Below are 19,608 nucleotides of genomic sequence, written 5' to 3' on the forward strand. Positions count from 1 at the left end.
GAACTCTATTCAAAGAGCAGAAAACATGTCCCGCGAATATAAAATCGAAGACTACCGTAACTTTGGTATTATGGCTCACATCGATGCCGGTAAGACCACGACTTCGGAACGTATCCTGTTTTACACCGGTAAAAACCATAAGATTGGCGAAACCCACGACGGTTCCGCTACTATGGACTGGATGGCGCAGGAGCAGGAACGCGGTATTACGATTACTTCTGCTGCTACAACAACTTTCTGGCAGGGCCGTGATGGCAAGAAGCGTCGCTTCAACATCATCGACACTCCGGGTCACGTTGACTTCACCATTGAAGTTGAGCGTAGCTTGCGTGTACTCGATGGTGCGATTGCACTTCTCGATGCGAATGCCGGTGTAGAGCCGCAGACTGAAACCGTATGGCGTCAGGCTGAAAAGTACCATGTACCACGCATGGTTCTTGTAAACAAAATGGACAAGATCGGCGCAGACTTCTTCCGTTGCGTTGATATGATCAAAACCCGTCTAGGTGCGACTGCACTCGTTATCCAGCTGCCAATCGGTGCGGAAAACGAATTTGAAGGCGTTGTTGATCTCGTCGAAATGAAGGCTTTGACTTGGGATGGCACAATTGGTGCGCCGACTCAGGTTGGTGATATTCCAGCTCACCTCGTAGAGCAGGCTGAAGAATACCGTGAAAAGCTGATCGAAACTGCTGTTGAAGTAGATGAAGCTGCAATGGAAGCTTACCTGGAAGGCAAAATGCCGACCAATGATGAGCTGCGTGCATTGATCCGTAAGGGTACAATCGCTGTAGAATTCCATCCGGTTCTCTGTAGTACCGCGTTCAAGAACAAAGGCATTCAGCCAGTTCTCGATGCAGTTGTAGACTACCTTCCTGCTCCTAACGAAGTGCCTGCAATTAAGGGTATCGACGTTAAGACAGAAACAGAAACAACACGTGAATCTTCAGATGATGAGCCGCTTTCACTGCTCGCATTCAAGATCATGAACGATCCGTTTGTTGGTACACTGACATTTGCTCGTATTTACTCTGGTAAATTGACCAAGGGTACGTCGCTGGAAAATACAGTAAAAGGCAAGCGTGAGCGCATTGGCCGTATGTTGCAGATGCACTCAAACAGCCGTGAAGATGTGGAAGAAGCATTTGCCGGTGATATCGTTGCTTTGGCTGGTCTGAAGGAAACCACAACCGGTGACACGCTCTGCGATCCGCTGAAGCCTGTTATTCTGGAACGTATGGAATTCCCAGATCCAGTTATCGAAATTGCGATCGAACCTAAGACCAAAGCTGATCAGGAAAAGATGGGTATTGCACTCAATCGTCTGGCTGCTGAAGATCCTTCATTCCGCGTTAAGTCCGATGAAGAATCAGGTCAGACCATCATCGCAGGTATGGGTGAACTTCACCTCGACATTCTCGTCGACCGTATGAAGCGTGAATTCAAGGTAGAAGCAAACGTGGGTGCTCCACAGGTTGCTTACCGTGAATCCATCACCCGTCAGGCAGAAATTGACTATACCCACAAGAAGCAGTCTGGTGGTTCGGGTCAGTTCGCTCGTGTTAAAATTGTCTTCGAACCACATGATGGCGATGACTTTATCTTTGACTCCAAGATCGTTGGTGGTGCGGTTCCTAAGGAATTCATCCCTGGCGTTCAAAAGGGTATCGAAAGCGTTATGGGTGCGGGTCCTCTTGCTGGTTTCCCAATGCTCGGCGTTAAGGCAACTTTGATCGACGGCGCGTATCACGACGTTGACTCCTCCGTTCTGGCCTTTGAAATTGCTGCTCGTGCAGCATTCCGTGAAGGTGCACAGAAGGCAGGCGCTCAGCTTCTTGAGCCGATCATGAAGGTTGAAGTTGTTACTCCTGAAGATTATGTCGGTGATGTAATCGGTGATCTGAATTCACGTCGTGGTCAGATCTCGGGCACAGAAGCCCGCGGCATTTCCACTGTCGTGAACGCAATGGTTCCACTGGCCAACATGTTTGGTTATGTGAACAACCTTCGTTCGATGTCACAAGGCCGCGCACAGTACACGATGCAGTTTGATCACTACGATCCTGTACCGGCTGCGGTTGCACAGGAAATCCAGAAAAAGTTTGCGTAATTCATTTTACGTAAGTCAATCAAGAATGCCTGAGCAGGCTAAACTTATGGAGAGCTCAGATGGCTAAGAGTAAATTTGAACGTAATAAGCCGCACGTTAACATCGGCACCATCGGTCACGTTGACCATGGTAAGACCTCGTTGACAGCTGCTATCACCAAATTCTTTGGTGACTTCCGCGCATACGACCAGATCGATGCTGCACCGGAAGAAAAAGCACGTGGTATCACCATTTCAACGTCGCACGTTGAATATGAAACCGAAAACCGTCACTACGCACACGTCGACTGCCCAGGTCACGCTGACTATGTTAAGAACATGATCACCGGTGCGGCTCAGATGGACGGCGCGATCCTCGTTGTGAACGCAGCCGACGGCCCGATGCCGCAGACCCGTGAGCACATCCTGCTTGCTCGTCAGGTTGGTGTTCCTGCGATCGTTGTCTTCTTGAATAAAGTTGACCAGGTTGACGATGCTGAACTGCTTGAACTGGTTGAAATGGAAGTTCGTGAACTTCTGTCGAAATACGACTTCCCAGGCGATGATATTCCAGTTGTTAAGGGCTCTGCTCTTGCTGCTTTGGAAGATTCAGACAAGACCATTGGTGAAGACGCAATCCGCGAATTGATGGCAGCAGTTGATGCTTACATCCCGACACCAGAGCGTCCAGTTGACCAGCCGTTCCTGATGCCAATCGAAGACGTGTTCTCGATCTCCGGTCGTGGTACAGTTGTTACCGGTCGTGTAGAGCGCGGTATCGTTAAAGTTGGTGAAGAAGTTGAAATCGTTGGTATTCGTCCTACCAGCAAGACAACTGTTACCGGCGTTGAAATGTTCCGCAAGCTGCTCGATCAGGGCCAGGCTGGTGATAACATCGGTGCACTGGTTCGTGGTGTTGGCCGTGAAGACGTTGAACGTGGTCAGGTTCTGTGCAAGCCAGGTTCCGTTAAGCCACACACCAAGTTCAAGGCAGAAGCCTATATTCTGACCAAGGAAGAAGGCGGCCGTCATACTCCGTTCTTCACCAACTACCGTCCTCAGTTCTACTTCCGTACCACTGACGTTACCGGTATTGTGACCTTGCCAGAAGGCGTTGAAATGGTTATGCCAGGCGACAACGTTTCGGTTGATGTTGCGCTGATCGTGCCAATCGCTATGGAAGAAAAGCTCCGCTTTGCTATCCGTGAAGGTGGCCGCACCGTTGGTGCAGGCGTCGTCGCTTCCATCATCGAATAATAATAATTGTGCAGGGACGTTTCCTGTTATATGAAACGTCCCTCGTAACAAGGAACAGATGAAATGAACGGTCAAAACATCCGCATTCGCCTTAAGGCGTTTGATCATCGGATCCTTGACGCTTCGACCCGCGAAATCGTGTCGACTGCCAAGCGTACCGGTGCCAATGTGCGCGGACCGATCCCTCTGCCAACACGGATCGAAAAGTTCACAGTTAACCGGTCGCCGCATATCGATAAGAAGAGCCGCGAGCAGTTCGAGATGCGCACGCACAAGCGTCTTCTCGATATCGTTGACCCAACCCCGCAGACTGTAGATGCGCTGATGAAGCTGGATCTGTCCGCAGGTGTTGATGTCGAGATCAAGCTGTAAGGCTTGAGGACGGAAGGAACGAACCGATGCGTTCAGGTGTTATTGCACAAAAGCTGGGCATGACCCGCGTCTATAACGACGCTGGCGAACATGTACCGGTGACAGTACTCCGCATGGAGAACTGCCACGTAGTAGCTCAGCGTACTGAAGAAAAAAACGGCTATACGGCTGTTCAGCTTGGCGTAGGACTTGCCAAGGTGAAGAATACAACCAAAGCTCTGCGCGGACATTTCGCGAAAGCTGAAGTTGAGCCTAAGGCTAAAGTTGCGGAATTCCGCGTATCTCCTGACAACCTTTTGGATGTCGGCGCCGAAATCACGGCGGAACATTTTGTTGCGGGCCAGAAAGTGGACGTAACAGGAACCACGATCGGTAAAGGTTTTGCCGGTGTTATGAAGCGTCACAACTTCGGTGGTGGACGTGCGACACACGGTAACTCTGTTTCTCACCGCTCACACGGTTCTACCGGTCAGCGTCAAGATCCGGGTAAAGTGTTTAAGGGTAAGAAAATGGCTGGCCACATGGGTCAGACCCGCGTAACCACTCAGAATATCGAAGTCGTATCAACTGATACCGACCGCGGTCTTATTCTGGTTCGCGGTGCTGTTCCAGGTTCAAAAGGTGCATGGATCTTGGTTCGTGATGCTGTTAAAGTATCGCTGCCTGAAAATGCTCCTAAACCAGCTGCCCTGCGCTCAAGCGCGAATAATGCAGCGGTGGATGCCGTCGCGACTGAGGGAGCCGAATAATGGATCTCACGATTACAACTCTTGAAGGCAAGGATGCCGGCAAGGTCAAGCTGAACGAAGAAATCTTCGGTCTTGATCCGCGTGATGACATCCTGCAGCGTGTTGTACGCTGGCAGCTGGCACGTCGCCAGCAGGGTGGCCACTCAACGCTTACACGCGGTGAGGTTGCCCGTACCGGTGCAAAAATGTACAAGCAGAAAGGTACCGGCCGTGCCCGTCACCATTCCGCTCGTGCTCCACAGTTCCGTGGTGGTGGTAAGGCGCATGGTCCGGTTGTTCGCAGCCATGACCACGAATTGCCGAAGAAAGTGCGTGCACTTGGTCTTCGTCATGCCCTTTCCGCTAAGTTGAAGACATCAGACCTGATTATCATCGACGATCTGGCTGCAAACGAAGCAAAAACTAAATTGCTGATTGCACAGTTTGCCAAGCTCGGCCTCGAAAATGCACTGCTCATCGGCGGCGCAGAGATTGATGTCAACTTCAAGCGCGCTGCTTCGAATATCCCGAACATCGACGTTTTGCCGGTGCAGGGGATCAATGTTTATGACATCCTTCGTCGTGGCAAGCTCGTGCTTTCCAAGGCGGCGGTCGAAGCTCTCGAGGAGCGTTTCAAATGACAGATCTTCGCCACTATGACGTCATCGTCAGCCCGGTGATTACTGAAAAATCAACCATGGTTTCCGAATATAACCAGGTTGTTTTCAACGTAGCGCGTAAAGCGACGAAGCCGGAAATCAAAGCTGCGGTTGAAGCGCTGTTTGGCGTGAAAGTAACTGCGGTTAACACCACTGTGCGTAAAGGCAAGGTCAAGCGGTTCCGCGGCATTGTTGGACGCCAGAGCGATGTCAAGAAAGCGATCGTAACTTTGGCTGAAGGCCAGAGCATCGACGTTTCGACTGGTCTCTGAGAGGCCGTGGAGTAAAGACAATGGCACTCAAGCACTTTAATCCGATCACGCCAGGTCAGCGCCAGCTGGTCATCGTTGATCGTTCAGAGCTCTACAAAGGCAAGCCGGTCAAAGCATTGACCGAAGGTTTGTCCAAGAAGGGCGGTCGTAACAACACAGGTCGTATCACTGTCCGTTTTCAGGGTGGTGGTCACAAGCGTACCTACCGTTTCGTTGACTTCAAGCGTCGTAAGCACGACATGTCAGCAACGGTTGAACGTTTGGAATACGATCCAAACCGTACCGCATTCATTGCGCTTATCCGCTATGAAGATGGTGAACAGAGCTACATCCTGGCTCCGCAGCGTTTGGCAGTCGGCGATAAAGTTATCGCCGGTCAGTCCGCTGACGTTAAGCCAGGTAACGCAATGCCTTTGGCATCCATGCCAGTTGGTACCATTATCCACAATGTGGAAATGAAGCCAGGCAAGGGCGGTCAGATTGCTCGTTCAGCCGGTACATATGCACAGCTCGTTGGTCGTGACCAGGGCATGGCAATTTTGCGTTTGAACTCGGGCGAACAGCGTCTGGTTCCAGGTGCATGTTTCGCAACTGTTGGCGCTGTATCCAATCCGGATCATGCCAATATCAACGACGGTAAAGCCGGTCGTTCGGTGTGGCGCGGTAAGCGTCCTGGCGTTCGCGGTGTTGCTATGAACCCGGTTGATCACCCACACGGTGGTGGTGAAGGCCGCACATCCGGTGGTCGTCATCCGGTTACCCCTTGGGGTAAGCCAACCAAAGGCAAGAAAACGCGTTCGAACAAGTCAACCGACAAGTTCATCATGCGTTCACGCCATCAGCGTAAGAAATAAGAGAGGTAGTCTAAAGTGGCTCGTTCAGTTTGGAAAGGACCGTTTATTGACGGCTATCTTCTCAAGAAGGCTGAGAAGGTACGCGATGGCGGTCGTAATGAAGTTATCAAGATCTGGAGCCGCCGCTCCACGATCCTGCCGCAGTTCGTAGGCCTGACCTTCGGTGTGTACAACGGAAATAAGCATATTCCGGTGTCAGTATCAGAAGAAATGGTTGGACATAAGTTCGGTGAATTCGCGCCTACACGTACCTATTACGGTCACGGTGCGGACAAAAAGGCAAAGAGGAAGTAACGATGGGCAAGGCCAAGGCTCCCCGCCAGCTTAAGGATAACGAGGCGCAAGCCGTCGCCCGTACGCTTCGCGTCAGCCCGCAGAAACTTAATCTTGTCGCGGCAATGATCCGCGGCAAGAAAGTCAATGCGGCACTTGCTGATCTGGAATTTTCCCGCAAGCGTATCGCCGGCACAGTCAAGAAAACTCTTCAGTCAGCGATTGCAAACGCAGAAAACAATCATGATCTCGATGTGGATGCGTTGATTGTTTCTGAAGCATTTGTTGGCAAGTCGATTGTCATGAAGCGTTTTCACGTTCGCGGTCGCGGTCGTGCAAGCCGTATTGAGAAGCCGTTTTCGCATCTCACCATTATTGTCCGCGAAGTAGCGGAAAAAGTGGAGGCCGCATAATGGGTCAGAAGATTAATCCGATCGGTTTTCGTCTCGGCATCAACCGTACCTGGGATTCGCGTTGGTACGCGAATACCGGCGAATATGGTAAGCTGCTTCACGAAGATGTAAAAATTCGTGAATACCTGACGAAAGAACTGAAGCAGGCAGCGATTTCAAAAATCGTTATTGAGCGCCCTCACAAAAAGTGCCGTGTGACTATTCACTCAGCACGCCCGGGCATCATTATCGGTAAAAAAGGTGCAGACATCGAAAAGCTCCGCAAGAAGCTTTCCGAAATGACCAATTCCGATGCTTCGCTGAATATCGTCGAAGTTCGCAAGCCAGAAATTGATGCAACTTTGGTTGCTCAATCGATTGCTCAGCAGCTGGAACGCCGTGTGGCATTCCGTCGCGCCATGAAGCGTGCAGTTCAGTCTGCAATGCGTCTTGGAGCTGAAGGCATTCGTATCAATTGCTCGGGACGTTTGGGCGGTGCAGAAATTGCTCGTATGGAATGGTACCGTGAAGGTCGCGTTCCTTTGCACACTCTGCGCGCTGATATCGACTACGGTACGGCTGAAGCACAGACCGCTTATGGTATCTGTGGCGTGAAGGTTTGGGTATTCAAGGGCGAAATCCTTGAACATGACCCAATGGCTTCCGAACGTCGTGCGGTCGAGGGTGACAATCAAGGTTCCCAGTCGAACCGCCGCCGCGAAAACGCCTGATAATACGGGCCGCGAGCGAGAAAATTGGAGTAGAGAACAATGATGCAGCCTAAGCGCACCAAGTTCCGTAAACAGTTCAAGGGCCGTATCCACGGCGCCTCGAAAGGTGGTACGGATCTTAATTTCGGTGCTTTCGGCCTGAAGGCCGTAGAGCCGGAACGCGTCACCGCCCGTCAGATCGAAGCGGCTCGCCGTGCGATCACCAGACACATGAAACGTGCAGGCCGTGTATGGATCAGAATCTTCCCTGATCTGCCAGTAACCGGCAAACCAACCGAAGTCCGTATGGGTAAAGGTAAAGGTTCTGTTGACTATTGGGCTTGCCGTGTGGCACCAGGTCGCATAATGTTTGAGCTTGACGGCGTACCAGAAGATGTGGCACGCGAAGCACTCAGACTCGGCGCAGCTAAGTTGCCGATCAAGACACGCTTTATCCAGCGTATCGCAGAATAAGAGAGGCAACTATGAAAGCCGCAGATGTTCGGGCCAAAAGCCCTGACCAGTTGAAAGAAGAGCTCGGCAGCTTGAAGAAAGAGCAGTTTAACCTGCGCTTCCAGAAAGCTACCGGACAGCTTGAAAAAACCGCGCGTGTGAAGCAGGTTCGCCGCGACATCGCACGCATTAAGACTATCGCCCGCCAGAAGGCGGCCGAAAGCAAGGCATAAGGAAGTTATATAATGCCTAAACGCATTCTGCAGGGCGTTGTCGTCAGCGACAAGAACGACAAGACAGTAGTCGTACGGGTAGAGCGTCGCTTTGCGCACCCTCTGCTTCAGAAAATTATTCGTCAGTCGAAAAAATACAAAGCGCATGACGAAACAAACCAGTTCAAAACCGGTGATCTTGTTTCCATTCAGGAATCAAAGCCGATTTCGAAAGACAAACGCTGGGTCGTTATTTCAAACGGCGTAGCGGGCTAAATACAACACGCAGCTTAGGTAGGGCAGGAGCCCTTAACCAGCTGAGAGGAAAGAAGGCGGCCAGTCATGATTCAGATGCAAACAAACCTCGACGTGGCGGATAACTCCGGCGCACGCCGTGTCATGTGCATCAAGGTGCTGGGCGGTTCGAAGCGTAAATATGCTTCCGTGGGCGACATTATTGTAGTGTCGATCAAGGAAGCTATTCCGCGCGGCCGCGTCAAAAAGGGTGATGTGATGAAGGCAGTCGTAGTACGCACTGCCAAGGACATCCGTCGCGCTGACGGCAGTGTTATCCGTTTCGATAACAATGCTGCCGTTATCATCGATAACAAGAAAGAGCCTATCGGCACACGTATCTTCGGACCGGTTCCACGCGAACTTCGCGCTAAGAACCATATGAAGATCATCTCGCTGGCTCCGGAAGTTCTGTAAGGGAAGCACACGATGCAGAAGATTCGCAAAGGCGACAGCGTTGTCGTGCTTGCTGGTAAGGACAAAGGCCGTACCGGCGAAGTTATCAAAGTTATGCCTAAGGATGATCAGGCGATCGTCCGTGGTATCAATCTTGTGAAGCGCCATCAGCGTCAGACACAGACACAAGAAGCCGGAATTATCTCGAAAGAGGCTCCGATTCATTTGTCGAATCTGGCGGTTGCTGATCCTAAAGACGGTAAACCAACCCGCGTTGGTTTCCGCATTGAAGACGGCAAAAAAGTACGTGTCGCAAAACGTTCTGGAGCGCTGATCAATGGCTGAAGCTAAGGCACTTCCCCGCTTCAAGAAGCTTTATCAGGATGAAATCCGTAAAGCTTTGCTTGAAGAATTCAAGTACAGCAACGAAATGATGATTCCACGTCTTGATAAAGTGGTCATCAATATGGGTGTTGGTGAAGCAACTGCGGACTCTAAAAAGCCTGCACGCGCTGCTGAAGATCTTGCTCTTATCGCAGGTCAGAAGCCGGTCATCACCCGTGCACGTAATTCGATCGCAACCTTCAAATTGCGCGAAGAAATGCCGATCGGTACGAAGGTAACTCTTCGTGGCGAGCGTATGTTCGAATTCCTGGATCGTTTGGTTACGATTGCGCTCCCGCGCGTTCGCGACTTCCGCGGTCTGAATCCTAAGAGCTTTGATGGTCGTGGCAACTTCGCCATGGGTATTAAGGAACACATCGTGTTTCCAGAAATCAACTATGATAAAGTTGATCAGATCTGGGGCATGGACATCATCGTTTGCACGACTGCCCAGACGGATGATGAAGCGCGCTCATTGCTGCGTGCCTTCAACTTCCCGTTCCGCCAGTAACGACAAGCGTAGCGAGGTATAGAAAATGGCCAAGACTAGCGCAGTCGAAAAAAATAAGCGCCGCGAAAAGTTGGTTAAGCGTCATGCTGAAAAGCGTGCTCGTCTGAAGGCGATTGTAATGAATCAAAGCCTTCCGCTGGAAGAGCGCTTCCGCGCCACCATCCAGCTCGCCGAATTGCCGCGTAATTCATCCAAGGTCCGTATTCGCAATCGTTGCGAAATTTCAGGCCGTCCACGTGGTTACTACCGTAAGCTGAAAATGTCGCGTATTGCGTTGCGTCAGTTGGGTTCGCTTGGTCAGGTGCCAGGCGTGGTCAAGTCGAGCTGGTAAGGAGAAATAGATGTCTTTGTCAGATCCAATCGGCGATATGCTGACCCGCATCCGTAACGCAATCGGCCGTAAGAAGACCAAGGTTTCAACACCTGCGTCTAAACTGCGTGCACGTGTTCTGGATGTTCTTCAGGCTGAAGGTTATATCCGCGGATATACACAGAGCGAATTCGAAAACGGTAAAGCCGAGATCGAAATCGAACTGAAATATTACGAAGGTGCTCCGGTTATTCGCGAAATTACGCGCGTATCCAAGCCTGGCCGTCGCGTTTACGTGTCGGTTAAATCGATCCCGCAGGTCGCAAACGGACTTGGTATTTCGATCTTGTCAACACCTAAGGGTGTTATGGCTGATCACGAAGCCCGCGATCAAAACGTTGGTGGTGAGTTGCTCTGCCGCATCTTCTGATGCGACAGGCAATTTACATAGAAACGGACAGGTAGAAAAATGTCTCGTATCGGTAAGAAACCCGTGCCGGTTCCGGCGGGCGTAACCGCCACCGTCGATGGGCAAACCGTTAAAGCCAAAGGCGCAAAAGGCGAATTGTCTTATGTCGTCAACGAAGAAGTGCTTGTTGCTTTAGAAGATGGTGCAGTTTCTGTAACTCCACGCGATTCTTCAAAAGACGCACGTTCCAAGTGGGGCATGGCGCGTACAATGATCTCCAACATTTTTGTTGGTGTCACTGACGGCTTTGAAAAGAAGCTGGAAATCAACGGCGTTGGTTATCGTGCAGCAATGCAGGGTAAAAATGTTCAGCTTTCCCTCGGCTTCAGCCATGAAGTTGTTTACGAAGTGCCAGCAGGCATCACCGTTACAGTACCGAAACCTACAGAAATTGTAATTAACGGTATTGATAAGCAGGTGGTCGGTCAGGTCGCAGCAGAAATTCGCGAATATCGTCAACCTGAGCCTTACAAGGGCAAGGGCGTGAAATATGCTGGCGAAGTGATCGTCCGTAAAGAAGGCAAGAAGAAGTAAGGAGCGCGCGTCATGGCATCGCCAAAACAAACTACTCAGCGTCGCGCTGCACGCGTCCGTCGTCAGCTTAAGGCTGTTGCGAATGGTCGTTTGCGTCTTAGCGTACATCGCTCTTCGAAAAACATCTACGCACAGATCATCGATGATTCCCGTGGTGTAACAGTTGCTGCTGCATCCACACTTGAAGGTGATCTGAAGTCTTCATTGAAGACCGGTGCTGACCAGACCGCAGCTGCTGCTGTTGGCAAACTGGTTGCCGAGCGTGCAGCTAAAGCCGGCGTCAAAGAAGTTGTCTTTGATCGTGGCGCTTTCATTTTCCACGGCCGTGTTAAGGCTTTGGCAGATGCAGCCCGCGAAGGCGGTCTGAGCTTCTAATTTTTGCTTCTGATTTATCAGAGGTAAAATATATGGTGTCGGGAAGGGAAGACTTGTAAGTTTTCCCTTTTCCGTTTATGCACCGCAGTGTTCAGGTGAGGGGAACTCATAGTTTCCGCTTAATTGCCTGTGCATTTACATTGTGCTTCCGGAAAAGAAAAAGGAAACAGGATATGGCACAGAGAGACCGTAATCGCGAAGACCGCGGTCGCGACGAACGCGACAGTGAATTCGTAGATAAGCTGGTACACATCAACCGTGTTGCCAAAGTTGTTAAAGGCGGCCGTCGTTTTGGTTTTGCTGCACTCGTCGTTGTTGGCGATCAGAAAGGCCGCGTTGGTTTTGGTCACGGTAAGGCTCGTGAAGTACCTGAAGCAATCCGCAAGGCAACAGAAGCTGCCAAGCGTGATATGATTTTCGTACCGCTTCGCTCAGGCCGTACACTTCATCATGATGTTGCTGGCCGTCACGGCGCAGGTAAAGTTCTGCTTCGCTCAGCTCCTGCCGGTAAAGGTATCATTGCCGGTGGTCCTATGCGTGCAGTTTTTGAAACGCTTGGTGTGCAGGACGTTGTTGCTAAGTCGCTCGGTTCATCGAACCCTTATAACATGGTGCGCGCAACCTTTGATGCTCTGAAACATCAGATGCATCCGAAGGATATTGCTGCGCAGCGCGGTATTAAGTATTCGACATTGCAAGCGCGTCGCGCTGATGTTGTTGGTTCCGAAGAGTAAGCTAGCAGCTTAAGCAAGCTTTAATTCGAGCTTGCCCATGATAAAGGATTTCAGTTATGGCTGAGAAGAAGGGTAAGACGGTTACGGTCGAACAGATCGGTAGCCCAATCCGTCGTCCTGCTGAGCAGCGTGCAACGCTTATCGGTCTGGGACTTAACAAAATGCGTCGTCGCTCAACACTTGAAGATACACCTTCAGTGCGCGGCATGATCCGTAGCGTCCAGCATCTCGTCCGCGTAGTGGACGAGGCTTAAGCCGCAGGGAGATATAGAGATGAAACTCAACGATCTGCGTGAAAAGCCAGGTGCAGTTAAAGCACGTAAGCGTGTAGGCCGTGGTATTGGTTCCGGAACCGGCAAGACCGGTGGTCGCGGTGTGAAGGGTCAGAAGTCCCGTTCAGGCGTAGCCATCAATGGTTTTGAAGGCGGCCAGATGCCAATTTACCGTCGCTTGCCTAAGCGCGGTTTCACCAATATTTTTGCTAAAGATTTCAATACTGTTTCCGTTGAACGCGTTCAGACTGCAATTGATGCAGGTAAACTGGACGCTTCAGCTGTAGTGACTGTAGAAGCTTTGGTTGCAGCCGGCGTGATTCGTCGTGCGAAAGATGGCGTACGTCTGCTTTCGAACGGCGAAATTACTGCTAAAGTAACTTTTGACGTTGCAGGTGCTTCAAAAGCTGCAATTGAAAAAGTTGAAAAAGCTGGCGGTAGCGTAAAGCTTCCTGAAGCAGCTCCTGCTGCTGAATAAGCAAATTAATAGCGGCGGCTTTCGAGCCGCCGCTTGCATATTTAAGCTTGTGCGCTTATCTGGCTTAGAACGCCTGCGCTTATCGTCTGTTTAGATTCGTGTTGTCGTTGTTCTGATGGTCGCAATACATGTTTTATCGGTACTCTTTTTGCTAACTCTGTATTGAATTCCGGTTTGTAGGGCGATATCAAAACTACTTGAACTCAAATCTTAACAGACCTAGAGGCGTCTTAACGGATCTAGAGGCGGGCCTGAGATTTCACCGGAGTATTTTTATGGCATCGGCTGCTGAACAGCTTGCATCCAACCTTAATTTTTCAGCTTTTTCCAAGGCAGAAGAACTCAAGAAGCGTATTTGGTTTACCCTAGGCGCATTGCTTGTTTATCGGTTTGGTACTTATATCCCGTTACCTGGTATTAATCCTGATGCATTGGCACAGGCATTCCAGCAACATGCACAAGGGGTCTTGGGCCTCTTCAACATGTTTGCTGGTGGTGCTGTGGGCCGTATGGCTATTTTTGCCCTCGGAATTATGCCTTATATTTCTGCGTCCATTATCGTGCAGCTGATGACCTCAGTTGTGCCTTCACTTGAAGCTTTGAAAAAAGACGGTGAAGCAGGGCGTAAAGTCATCAACCAATATACCCGCTATGGTACTGTGCTTCTGGCGCTTGTTCAGGCCTATGCAATTTCTGTCGGTCTGGAATCAGGCAGCGGAATCGTCACGGAACCGGGTCTGTTCTTCCGTGTATCTTCTGTGATTACACTGGTTGGCGGTACCATGTTCCTGATGTGGCTTGGTGAGCAGATCACCGCACGCGGTATCGGTAACGGTATTTCTCTGATCATCTTCTCCGGTATTGTTGCCAACCTTCCAAGTGCCATTTCCGGTACACTTGAACTTGGCCGTACAGGTGCATTGTCGACCGGTCTGATTTTGGCCGTTATTATTCTGGCGATTGTTCTGATTGCTGTGATCGTATTCGTCGAGCGTGCTCAGCGTCGACTGTTGATCCAGTATCCGAAGCGTCAGGTGGGTAACCGCATGTTCCAGGGTGATACGTCACACCTGCCGCTTAAGCTGAACACTGCCGGTGTTATTCCGCCTATCTTTGCGTCTTCCTTATTATTGTTGCCTGCAACGGTTGCCGGCTTTGCAAATTCAGAAAATATGCCAGCTTGGGGTTCGGCTATTCTGAACGCGCTTGGCCACGGTCAGCCGCTTTATATGCTGCTTTACGCTGCACTGATCATTTTCTTCTGTTTCTTCTACACCGCCATTGTCTTCAATCCTAAGGACACTGCCGACCAGTTGAAAAAACATTCAGGCTTTATTCCGGGTATCCGTCCGGGGGAACGTACCGCAGAATATATCGACTATGTGCTGACTCGCATTACCGTCGTAGGTGCTATTTATATTACATTAGTATGTTTGCTTCCTGAGTTCCTTATTTCTGCAACCGGTGTACCGTTCTATTTGGGTGGAACGTCACTTCTGATTGTTGTCAGTGTCACGCTTGATACTGTTCAGCAGGTTCAGGGCCATCTGATTGCGCATCAGTATGAGGGACTCATCAAGAAGTCCAAACTAAGAGGCGGGAAACGTAACAGATGAGATTGATTTTTCTTGGACCACCAGGAGCCGGCAAGGGTACGCAGGCTTCATTGCTGACAGCACAATACGGGATCCCGCAATTGTCGACCGGTGATATGTTGCGCGCAGCTGTTGCGCAACAAACCGAAGTTGGCAAACGTGCTAAGGCTGTCATGGATGCAGGTCAGCTTGTTTCTGATGAAATTGTCAACGCGATTGTTTCAGATCGTATTGATGAAGCTGATTGCGCCAATGGGTTCATTCTGGATGGTTATCCGAGAACTGTGCCACAAGCTGTAGCACTCGCTGATATGTTGAGTGGTAAAGGTTTGAAGCTTGATGCTGTTATCGAGCTGAAGGTTGATGAATCCGCTTTGGTTAAGCGTATGGAAAATCGTGTGGCCGAAACTATCGCTAATGGCGGTCAGGTTCGCTCTGACGATAATCCGGAAGCTTTCCGTAAGCGTTTGGTTGAATATCGTGAGAAAACCGCACCATTGTCTGATCATTATGCATCAACAGGTGAGTTGAAGACGGTAGACGGTATGGCGGAAGTTGATACCGTGACGAAAGAAATCGCCAAGATCCTGGCTTCGGCGTAGACTGAAAGCCTGTTTCTTGCGACTGACGGTGTCGGCAAAAGTTACTTAATGGTTGACTTTTGCCGACGATTCCGTCAATGACAGCCCCACTTCGATTATCTTAGTGGTCGATGTTGGTTTTTTGCGTACAAGAGGCGCTTGATCCGATATCGGACATGAAAACTGTCTGGATTAGGGCAATCGAATATTAACGTCCGGACAGGACATTAACACTTCTCAAGGAGAAAACGCGTGGCACGTATCGCTGGCGTCAACATCCCTACGAATAAACGCGTAATCATTGCGCTTCAGTATATTCACGGGATTGGACCAAAATTTGCACAGCAGATTGTGACGAAAGTCGGAATCGCTGCTGAACGTCGCGTCAACCAGTTGACCGACGCTGAAGTGCTTCAGATTCGTGAAGCAATCGATGCTGACTATCAGGTTGAAGGTGACCTGCGTCGTGAAACATCGATGAACATTAAACGTCTGATGGATCTGGGCTGCTACCGCGGTCTGCGTCATCGTCGTTCATTGCCGGTACGCGGTCAGCGCACCCATACCAACGCACGTACCCGTAAGGGGCCTGCCAAGGCAATTGCCGGTAAGAAGAAATAATCCGTAGCGCTTGAATAAAGCGCTGCGTGCTTATCTTAAGCATATATAATTTGATGCTAGTCCTGTGTCCGAGTATTCGGGACTGGTGGAGCCGCTGGAATTACGGCGGTGTAGAGATCAATTGGAAGGACTGACATGGCCAAGGATGCCGCTCGCGTTCGTCGTAGAGAACGCAAGAATATTTCGACCGGTGTTGCACACGTTAATTCAACGTTCAACAACACACTGATCACAATCACTGATGCGCAGGGCAATGCTATTGCCTGGTCGTCAGCTGGTGCTCAAGGTTTCAAGGGCTCACGTAAATCGACCCCGTTTGCTGCACAGATCGCTGCTGAAGATTGCGCCAAAAAGGCACAGGAACATGGCATGCGAACCCTCGAAGTTGAGGTTTGCGGTCCGGGTTCAGGTCGTGAATCAGCACTGCGTGCCCTGCAGGCTGCTGGTTTCGTGATCACATCGATTCGTGACGTGACACCGATCCCGCACAATGGTTGCCGTCCTCGCAAGAAGCGCCGCGTATAATTTCTGTTCACTGCCGCATGGGGATTAAGGCGTTAAAGTCTGTTTTCTCTGCGGCTTCTTCGCTTGATCGCTACGATTGGATGGTAGCGACAGTTGTATGAAGGAAAATAAAATGATTCAGAAAAATTGGCAGGAACTAATCAAACCTAACAAGGTTGAGTTTCTCACCAGTGGTTCGCATACGCATGCAACAGTGGTTGCCGAGCCTTTAGAGCGCGGCTACGGTCTGACACTTGGTAACGCTCTTCGTCGGGTGCTCTTGTCATCCCTGCGCGGTGCTGCTGTTACTGCAGTTCAGATTGATGGCGTTCTGCATGAATTCTCGTCAATTCCGGGTGTTCGTGAAGATGTTACCGACATCGTTTTGAATATCAAAGAAATCGCCATCCGTATGGAAGGTGAGGGTCCTAAGCGCATGGTTGTGCGTAAAGAAGGCCCGGGCGTTGTAACCGCCGGCGATATTCAGACTGTTGGCGACGTTGAAATCCTTAATCCGGATCACGTCATCTGCACCCTCGACGAGGGCGCTGAGATTCGTATGGAATTCACCGTCAATACCGGTAAGGGTTATGTCCCTGCCGACAGAAACCGTGCTGAAGATGCTCCGATTGGCTTGATTCCAGTCGACAGCCTCTATTCACCGGTGCGTAAAGTCTCTTACAAGGTTGAGAACACCCGTGAAGGTCAGGTTCTTGACTATGATAAGCTGACGCTCAACATTGAGACAAATGGTGCGGTTAGTGGTGAAGATGCTGTTGCTTATGCAGCCCGTATTCTTCAGGACCAGCTGGCAATCTTTGTCAACTTTGAAGAGCCGCAAAAGGAAGCCCCGCAGGAGCAGGAAGCAGAACTGGCCTTTAACCCAGCACTGCTTAAGAAAGTTGACGAACTGGAGCTTTCAGTGCGTTCAGCTAACTGCCTCAAGAACGATAACATCGTTTATATCGGCGACCTCATTCAGAAAACGGAAGCCGAAATGCTGCGGACTCCGAATTTCGGCCGCAAATCGTTGAACGAAATCAAAGAAGTTCTTGCGTCAATGGGACTCCATCTTGGTATGGAAATTCCAACATGGCCGCCTGAGAATATCGAAGATCTCGCAAAACGCTACGAAGACCAATATTGAGCCGGCACTGATCGGTTGAAAAAGATTAAAGGAGAAGGCCATGCGCCACGGTAATGCACAGCGTAAGCTGAACCGCACCGCCTCGCATCGCAAAGCAATGTTCGCTAATATGGCAGCATCGCTTATTGAGCATGAACAGATCGTAACGACCCTTCCTAAAGCTAAGGAAATTCGTCCGATCGTAGAAAAGCTTGTTACACTCGGCAAGCGTGGCGACCTGCATGCACGTCGTCAGGCAATTTCTGCAATCCAGAACGTCGAACTGGTTGGCAAGCTGTTTGATACAATTGCAACCCGCTACGCAACCCGTAACGGCGGCTACATCCGCATCATGAAAGCGGGCTACCGCTTTGGTGATAATGCGCCTATGGCTGTTGTTGAGTTTGTTGAGCGCGATGTAAACGCAAAGGGCGCAAAAGATCTCGCCCGCGTTGAAGCTGAACAGGCTAACGAAGCTGATGCAGCATAATTTTCAGTCACATGACTGGATTTAAGATCAAGGAGCTTTCGGGCTCCTTTTTCTTTGCTTAAAGGTTTTTATCAGTCTGATAAGAGCTTTTTGGTGAGCTATTATATGGCGCTAAGATTTAAATCCGCTTTGATGGTTTAATCAGTGACAGTTTCGACTACATTATGCCATGAATCAAAGATTATAATCTGCGCTTTATAGTGGATGGAGTATCGTATGAGAGCTTGGCGATCGATGGTTTTTGGCGCACTGATGGGCTTTAGCGCTTTATCAATAACGGGCGTAGCGGTGGCGCAAGATAGTGTCACACGGGCAGTTCCGGACAGCCGCGCACAAGTTCAGGCATCTTTTGCGCCTTTGGTAAAACAAACAGCGCCTGCGGTCGTCAATATTTATGCGGCGCGTCAAGTTCAGCAGCGCCGTTCACCTTTCGCCGGTGATCCATTTTTCGAACAGTTTTTCGGTCGTCAATTTGGTCAAAGTTTTGGGCAGGGCAGGCCACGGGTCGAACAATCATTGGGCTCAGGTGTTATTGTGGATGCCTCCGGTATTGTGATTACCAATAATCACGTTATTGAAGATGCCGACGAGATCAAAGTGGCGATGTCCGACGGGCGTGAATATGAAAGCCGTATTTTGCTCCGCGATAAAACCTCCGATCTGGCCGTGCTTAAAATTGAAGGCAAAGATCCGTTTCCCGTCGTAGCGCTTGGTGATTCCGATGCGGTCGAAGTGGGTGATCTGGTCTTGGCAATCGGTAATCCGTTTGGTGTCGGGCAGACGGTCACCAGTGGTATTGTGTCCGCGCAATCACGCACACAAGTGGGAATTTCCGATTTCGACTTTTTCATTCAGACCGATGCCGCAATCAATCCGGGCAATTCGGGTGGTGGTCTGATAGATATGAATGGCCGATTGATTGGCATCAATACGGCGATCTTCTCACGATCCGGCGGTTCGATCGGTATTGGCTTTGCAATTCCATCCAATATGGTGAAAGCGGTTGTGGATGCCGCAGCTGCCGGTAATTCCAGTTTTGTGCGTCCGTTTATCGGTGCCACCTTCCAGACCATCACCCGTGATGTGGCTGATAGTCTTGGAATGGAGCAGCCATATGGCGCTTTGATAGCAGCGCTTGTCAAAGATGGCCCTGGAGAAAAGGCCGGTTTGAAGATCGGTGACGTTATTTTGCGGGTGCAGGGTGTGCGCGCGGATAATCCCGATGTGTTAGGCTATCGCCTTTCAACGGCAGGTATTGGCAATGTCGTGGAACTGGATGTGCTGCGCGATGGCAAACAGCAGAAAATCTCGGTAAAACTTGCAAAAGAACCGGAAGTTAAAGATGTAGCACCACAATTGATTGAAGGTGATAATCCGATTTCAGGTGCTTCGGTTGTAGAATTGAATGCTTCTGCCAATAAACGGTTGCGTCTGCCGCAAAATACGACAGGTGTAGGTGTTTCGGAGGTTTATCAAGGGTCACCGGCACATCGTTTGGGACTTCGTCCATCCGATATTATTCGTGGTATCAACGGTACCCCGATCCGTAATATACAAGACCTGCAATCAGCCCTAAGCGGTGGGCGTGGTTTGATGTGGCGGCTTGAATTTGAGCGCAATGGTGCTTTGATCCGGCAATTTGTGCGATAACCGGTTTTAACCGG

General features: G+C 50.3%; 30 protein-coding genes. All 30 read left to right on the plus strand.

Annotation, left to right across the window (positions count from 1 at the left end):
• The first annotated feature begins 25 nt into the window (after positions 1-25).
• The 30 genes from fusA to ACI0FR_RS06675 all read left to right on the plus strand — a co-directional run bounded on the left by fusA (position 26) and on the right by ACI0FR_RS06675 (position 19,594).
• A complete protein-coding gene (gene fusA, locus ACI0FR_RS06530) occupies positions 26-2,110 on the plus strand; it encodes an elongation factor G (protein ID WP_404905976.1) in 2,085 nt (694 codons plus the stop codon).
• Between the two features lie 59 nt (positions 2,111-2,169).
• Positions 2,170-3,345 carry an elongation factor Tu gene (tuf, locus tag ACI0FR_RS06535; RefSeq protein WP_374830718.1) on the plus strand — a complete coding sequence of 392 codons (1,176 nt, stop codon included), beginning with the start codon at positions 2,170-2,172 and terminating at the stop codon, positions 3,343-3,345.
• 63 nt (positions 3,346-3,408) lie between these two features.
• Positions 3,409-3,717, plus strand: coding sequence for a 30S ribosomal protein S10 (gene rpsJ, locus ACI0FR_RS06540; RefSeq protein WP_002964363.1), 309 nt, complete (start codon positions 3,409-3,411; stop codon positions 3,715-3,717).
• A gap of 26 nt (positions 3,718-3,743) precedes the next feature.
• A complete protein-coding gene (gene rplC / locus ACI0FR_RS06545; RefSeq protein WP_374830720.1) occupies positions 3,744-4,466 on the plus strand; it encodes a 50S ribosomal protein L3 in 723 nt (240 codons plus the stop codon).
• On the plus strand, positions 4,466-5,086 hold the full coding sequence (gene rplD / locus ACI0FR_RS06550) for a 50S ribosomal protein L4 (protein WP_374830722.1): 621 nt from the start codon (positions 4,466-4,468) through the stop codon (positions 5,084-5,086). Before rplC ends, rplD begins: the two co-directional genes overlap by 1 nt.
• Positions 5,083-5,376 (plus strand): 50S ribosomal protein L23, encoded by a 294-nt coding sequence (locus ACI0FR_RS06555; protein ID WP_184218700.1) that lies wholly within the window; start codon positions 5,083-5,085, stop codon positions 5,374-5,376. The genes rplD and ACI0FR_RS06555 overlap by 4 nt, the downstream gene beginning before the upstream one ends.
• Positions 5,377-5,396: 20 nt before the next feature.
• Entirely contained in the window at positions 5,397-6,230 is an 834-nt protein-coding gene (gene rplB, locus ACI0FR_RS06560) for a 50S ribosomal protein L2 (RefSeq protein WP_404905975.1), read from the plus strand.
• A gap of 15 nt (positions 6,231-6,245) precedes the next feature.
• Complete coding sequence (gene rpsS / locus ACI0FR_RS06565; protein WP_184218694.1) at positions 6,246-6,524, plus strand: 30S ribosomal protein S19; 279 nt, start codon at positions 6,246-6,248, stop codon at positions 6,522-6,524.
• Between the two features lie 2 nt (positions 6,525-6,526).
• The gene (rplV, locus tag ACI0FR_RS06570) at positions 6,527-6,916 is read left to right on the plus strand and encodes a 50S ribosomal protein L22 (RefSeq protein WP_184218691.1); all 390 of its coding nucleotides are present in this window, start codon (positions 6,527-6,529) and stop codon (positions 6,914-6,916) included.
• The gene (gene rpsC / locus ACI0FR_RS06575; RefSeq protein WP_184218688.1) at positions 6,916-7,626 is read left to right on the plus strand and encodes a 30S ribosomal protein S3; all 711 of its coding nucleotides are present in this window, start codon (positions 6,916-6,918) and stop codon (positions 7,624-7,626) included. Before rplV ends, rpsC begins: the two co-directional genes overlap by 1 nt.
• 39 nt (positions 7,627-7,665) lie before the next feature.
• Positions 7,666-8,079, plus strand: a complete 414-nt coding sequence (gene rplP, locus ACI0FR_RS06580; protein ID WP_374830724.1) for a 50S ribosomal protein L16 — start codon at positions 7,666-7,668, stop codon at positions 8,077-8,079.
• Between the two features lie 11 nt (positions 8,080-8,090).
• Positions 8,091-8,291, plus strand: a complete 201-nt coding sequence (gene rpmC / locus ACI0FR_RS06585; RefSeq protein ID WP_184218682.1) for a 50S ribosomal protein L29 — start codon at positions 8,091-8,093, stop codon at positions 8,289-8,291.
• Positions 8,292-8,303: 12 nt separating this feature from the next.
• Entirely contained in the window at positions 8,304-8,546 is a 243-nt protein-coding gene (gene rpsQ / locus ACI0FR_RS06590; protein ID WP_184218679.1) for a 30S ribosomal protein S17, read from the plus strand.
• 66 nt (positions 8,547-8,612) lie between these two features.
• Positions 8,613-8,981, plus strand: coding sequence for a 50S ribosomal protein L14 (gene rplN, locus ACI0FR_RS06595; protein ID WP_184218677.1), 369 nt, complete (start codon positions 8,613-8,615; stop codon positions 8,979-8,981).
• A 12-nt stretch (positions 8,982-8,993) separates the two neighbouring features.
• Complete coding sequence (rplX, locus tag ACI0FR_RS06600) at positions 8,994-9,305, plus strand: 50S ribosomal protein L24 (RefSeq protein WP_374830726.1); 312 nt, start codon at positions 8,994-8,996, stop codon at positions 9,303-9,305.
• Positions 9,298-9,855 carry a 50S ribosomal protein L5 gene (gene rplE, locus ACI0FR_RS06605; protein ID WP_374830728.1) on the plus strand — a complete coding sequence of 186 codons (558 nt, stop codon included), beginning with the start codon at positions 9,298-9,300 and terminating at the stop codon, positions 9,853-9,855. The genes rplX and rplE overlap by 8 nt, the downstream gene beginning before the upstream one ends.
• A 25-nt stretch (positions 9,856-9,880) precedes the next feature.
• Complete coding sequence (gene rpsN / locus ACI0FR_RS06610; RefSeq protein ID WP_374830730.1) at positions 9,881-10,186, plus strand: 30S ribosomal protein S14; 306 nt, start codon at positions 9,881-9,883, stop codon at positions 10,184-10,186.
• A 10-nt stretch (positions 10,187-10,196) separates the two neighbouring features.
• Positions 10,197-10,595 (plus strand): 30S ribosomal protein S8, encoded by a 399-nt coding sequence (gene rpsH / locus ACI0FR_RS06615; protein WP_184218669.1) that lies wholly within the window; start codon positions 10,197-10,199, stop codon positions 10,593-10,595.
• Between the two features lie 39 nt (positions 10,596-10,634).
• Positions 10,635-11,168, plus strand: coding sequence for a 50S ribosomal protein L6 (gene rplF, locus ACI0FR_RS06620; protein ID WP_374830732.1), 534 nt, complete (start codon positions 10,635-10,637; stop codon positions 11,166-11,168).
• A gap of 12 nt (positions 11,169-11,180) precedes the next feature.
• A complete protein-coding gene (gene rplR, locus ACI0FR_RS06625) occupies positions 11,181-11,543 on the plus strand; it encodes a 50S ribosomal protein L18 (protein WP_404905974.1) in 363 nt (120 codons plus the stop codon).
• A 173-nt stretch (positions 11,544-11,716) separates the two neighbouring features.
• Positions 11,717-12,277 (plus strand): 30S ribosomal protein S5, encoded by a 561-nt coding sequence (gene rpsE / locus ACI0FR_RS06630; RefSeq protein ID WP_374830736.1) that lies wholly within the window; start codon positions 11,717-11,719, stop codon positions 12,275-12,277.
• Positions 12,278-12,333: 56 nt separating this feature from the next.
• Positions 12,334-12,531 (plus strand): 50S ribosomal protein L30, encoded by a 198-nt coding sequence (gene rpmD / locus ACI0FR_RS06635; protein ID WP_184218657.1) that lies wholly within the window; start codon positions 12,334-12,336, stop codon positions 12,529-12,531.
• 19 nt (positions 12,532-12,550) lie between these two features.
• A complete protein-coding gene (gene rplO, locus ACI0FR_RS06640; protein ID WP_374830738.1) occupies positions 12,551-13,027 on the plus strand; it encodes a 50S ribosomal protein L15 in 477 nt (158 codons plus the stop codon).
• A gap of 275 nt (positions 13,028-13,302) precedes the next feature.
• Positions 13,303-14,643, plus strand: coding sequence for a preprotein translocase subunit SecY (gene secY / locus ACI0FR_RS06645; protein WP_404905973.1), 1,341 nt, complete (start codon positions 13,303-13,305; stop codon positions 14,641-14,643).
• Positions 14,640-15,224, plus strand: coding sequence for an adenylate kinase (locus ACI0FR_RS06650; protein WP_374830742.1), 585 nt, complete (start codon positions 14,640-14,642; stop codon positions 15,222-15,224). Before secY ends, ACI0FR_RS06650 begins: the two co-directional genes overlap by 4 nt.
• A gap of 231 nt (positions 15,225-15,455) precedes the next feature.
• Positions 15,456-15,824, plus strand: a complete 369-nt coding sequence (gene rpsM, locus ACI0FR_RS06655; RefSeq protein WP_374830744.1) for a 30S ribosomal protein S13 — start codon at positions 15,456-15,458, stop codon at positions 15,822-15,824.
• A 135-nt stretch (positions 15,825-15,959) separates the two neighbouring features.
• The gene (rpsK, locus tag ACI0FR_RS06660) at positions 15,960-16,349 is read left to right on the plus strand and encodes a 30S ribosomal protein S11 (protein WP_374830746.1); all 390 of its coding nucleotides are present in this window, start codon (positions 15,960-15,962) and stop codon (positions 16,347-16,349) included.
• Positions 16,350-16,461: 112 nt separating this feature from the next.
• Positions 16,462-17,475 carry a DNA-directed RNA polymerase subunit alpha gene (locus ACI0FR_RS06665; protein ID WP_184218640.1) on the plus strand — a complete coding sequence of 338 codons (1,014 nt, stop codon included), beginning with the start codon at positions 16,462-16,464 and terminating at the stop codon, positions 17,473-17,475.
• A 40-nt stretch (positions 17,476-17,515) separates the two neighbouring features.
• A complete protein-coding gene (gene rplQ, locus ACI0FR_RS06670; protein ID WP_374830748.1) occupies positions 17,516-17,944 on the plus strand; it encodes a 50S ribosomal protein L17 in 429 nt (142 codons plus the stop codon).
• A 216-nt stretch (positions 17,945-18,160) separates the two neighbouring features.
• Positions 18,161-19,594 carry a DegQ family serine endoprotease gene (locus ACI0FR_RS06675; protein WP_404905972.1) on the plus strand — a complete coding sequence of 478 codons (1,434 nt, stop codon included), beginning with the start codon at positions 18,161-18,163 and terminating at the stop codon, positions 19,592-19,594.
• The last annotated feature ends 14 nt before the right edge of the window (positions 19,595-19,608 follow it).

This window comes from Paenochrobactrum sp. BZR 201-1, from assembly GCF_044987585.2.
Lineage (GTDB): Bacteria > Pseudomonadota > Alphaproteobacteria > Rhizobiales > Rhizobiaceae > Paenochrobactrum > Paenochrobactrum pullorum.

Bases quoted from the DNA above. Each gene is read 5' to 3' on its own strand.
- fusA (WP_404905976.1), top strand. From the start codon at position 26: ATGTCCCGCGAATATAAAATCGAAGACTACCGTAACTTTGGTATTATG.
- tuf (WP_374830718.1), top strand. From the start codon at position 2,170: ATGGCTAAGAGTAAATTTGAACGTAATAAGCCGCACGTTAACATCGGC.
- rpsJ (WP_002964363.1), top strand. From the start codon at position 3,409: ATGAACGGTCAAAACATCCGCATTCGCCTTAAGGCGTTTGATCATCGG.
- rplC (WP_374830720.1), top strand. From the start codon at position 3,744: ATGCGTTCAGGTGTTATTGCACAAAAGCTGGGCATGACCCGCGTCTAT.
- rplD (WP_374830722.1), top strand. From the start codon at position 4,466: ATGGATCTCACGATTACAACTCTTGAAGGCAAGGATGCCGGCAAGGTC.
- ACI0FR_RS06555 (WP_184218700.1), top strand. From the start codon at position 5,083: ATGACAGATCTTCGCCACTATGACGTCATCGTCAGCCCGGTGATTACT.
- rplB (WP_404905975.1), top strand. From the start codon at position 5,397: ATGGCACTCAAGCACTTTAATCCGATCACGCCAGGTCAGCGCCAGCTG.
- rplV (WP_184218691.1), top strand. From the start codon at position 6,527: ATGGGCAAGGCCAAGGCTCCCCGCCAGCTTAAGGATAACGAGGCGCAA.
- rpsC (WP_184218688.1), top strand. From the start codon at position 6,916: ATGGGTCAGAAGATTAATCCGATCGGTTTTCGTCTCGGCATCAACCGT.
- rplP (WP_374830724.1), top strand. From the start codon at position 7,666: ATGATGCAGCCTAAGCGCACCAAGTTCCGTAAACAGTTCAAGGGCCGT.
- rpmC (WP_184218682.1), top strand. From the start codon at position 8,091: ATGAAAGCCGCAGATGTTCGGGCCAAAAGCCCTGACCAGTTGAAAGAA.
- rpsQ (WP_184218679.1), top strand. From the start codon at position 8,304: ATGCCTAAACGCATTCTGCAGGGCGTTGTCGTCAGCGACAAGAACGAC.
- rplN (WP_184218677.1), top strand. From the start codon at position 8,613: ATGATTCAGATGCAAACAAACCTCGACGTGGCGGATAACTCCGGCGCA.
- rplX (WP_374830726.1), top strand. From the start codon at position 8,994: ATGCAGAAGATTCGCAAAGGCGACAGCGTTGTCGTGCTTGCTGGTAAG.
- rplE (WP_374830728.1), top strand. From the start codon at position 9,298: ATGGCTGAAGCTAAGGCACTTCCCCGCTTCAAGAAGCTTTATCAGGAT.
- rpsN (WP_374830730.1), top strand. From the start codon at position 9,881: ATGGCCAAGACTAGCGCAGTCGAAAAAAATAAGCGCCGCGAAAAGTTG.
- rpsH (WP_184218669.1), top strand. From the start codon at position 10,197: ATGTCTTTGTCAGATCCAATCGGCGATATGCTGACCCGCATCCGTAAC.
- rplF (WP_374830732.1), top strand. From the start codon at position 10,635: ATGTCTCGTATCGGTAAGAAACCCGTGCCGGTTCCGGCGGGCGTAACC.
- rplR (WP_404905974.1), top strand. From the start codon at position 11,181: ATGGCATCGCCAAAACAAACTACTCAGCGTCGCGCTGCACGCGTCCGT.
- rpsE (WP_374830736.1), top strand. From the start codon at position 11,717: ATGGCACAGAGAGACCGTAATCGCGAAGACCGCGGTCGCGACGAACGC.
- rpmD (WP_184218657.1), top strand. From the start codon at position 12,334: ATGGCTGAGAAGAAGGGTAAGACGGTTACGGTCGAACAGATCGGTAGC.
- rplO (WP_374830738.1), top strand. From the start codon at position 12,551: ATGAAACTCAACGATCTGCGTGAAAAGCCAGGTGCAGTTAAAGCACGT.
- secY (WP_404905973.1), top strand. From the start codon at position 13,303: ATGGCATCGGCTGCTGAACAGCTTGCATCCAACCTTAATTTTTCAGCT.
- ACI0FR_RS06650 (WP_374830742.1), top strand. From the start codon at position 14,640: ATGAGATTGATTTTTCTTGGACCACCAGGAGCCGGCAAGGGTACGCAG.
- rpsK (WP_374830746.1), top strand. From the start codon at position 15,960: ATGGCCAAGGATGCCGCTCGCGTTCGTCGTAGAGAACGCAAGAATATT.
- ACI0FR_RS06665 (WP_184218640.1), top strand. From the start codon at position 16,462: ATGATTCAGAAAAATTGGCAGGAACTAATCAAACCTAACAAGGTTGAG.
- rplQ (WP_374830748.1), top strand. From the start codon at position 17,516: ATGCGCCACGGTAATGCACAGCGTAAGCTGAACCGCACCGCCTCGCAT.
- ACI0FR_RS06675 (WP_404905972.1), top strand. From the start codon at position 18,161: ATGAGAGCTTGGCGATCGATGGTTTTTGGCGCACTGATGGGCTTTAGC.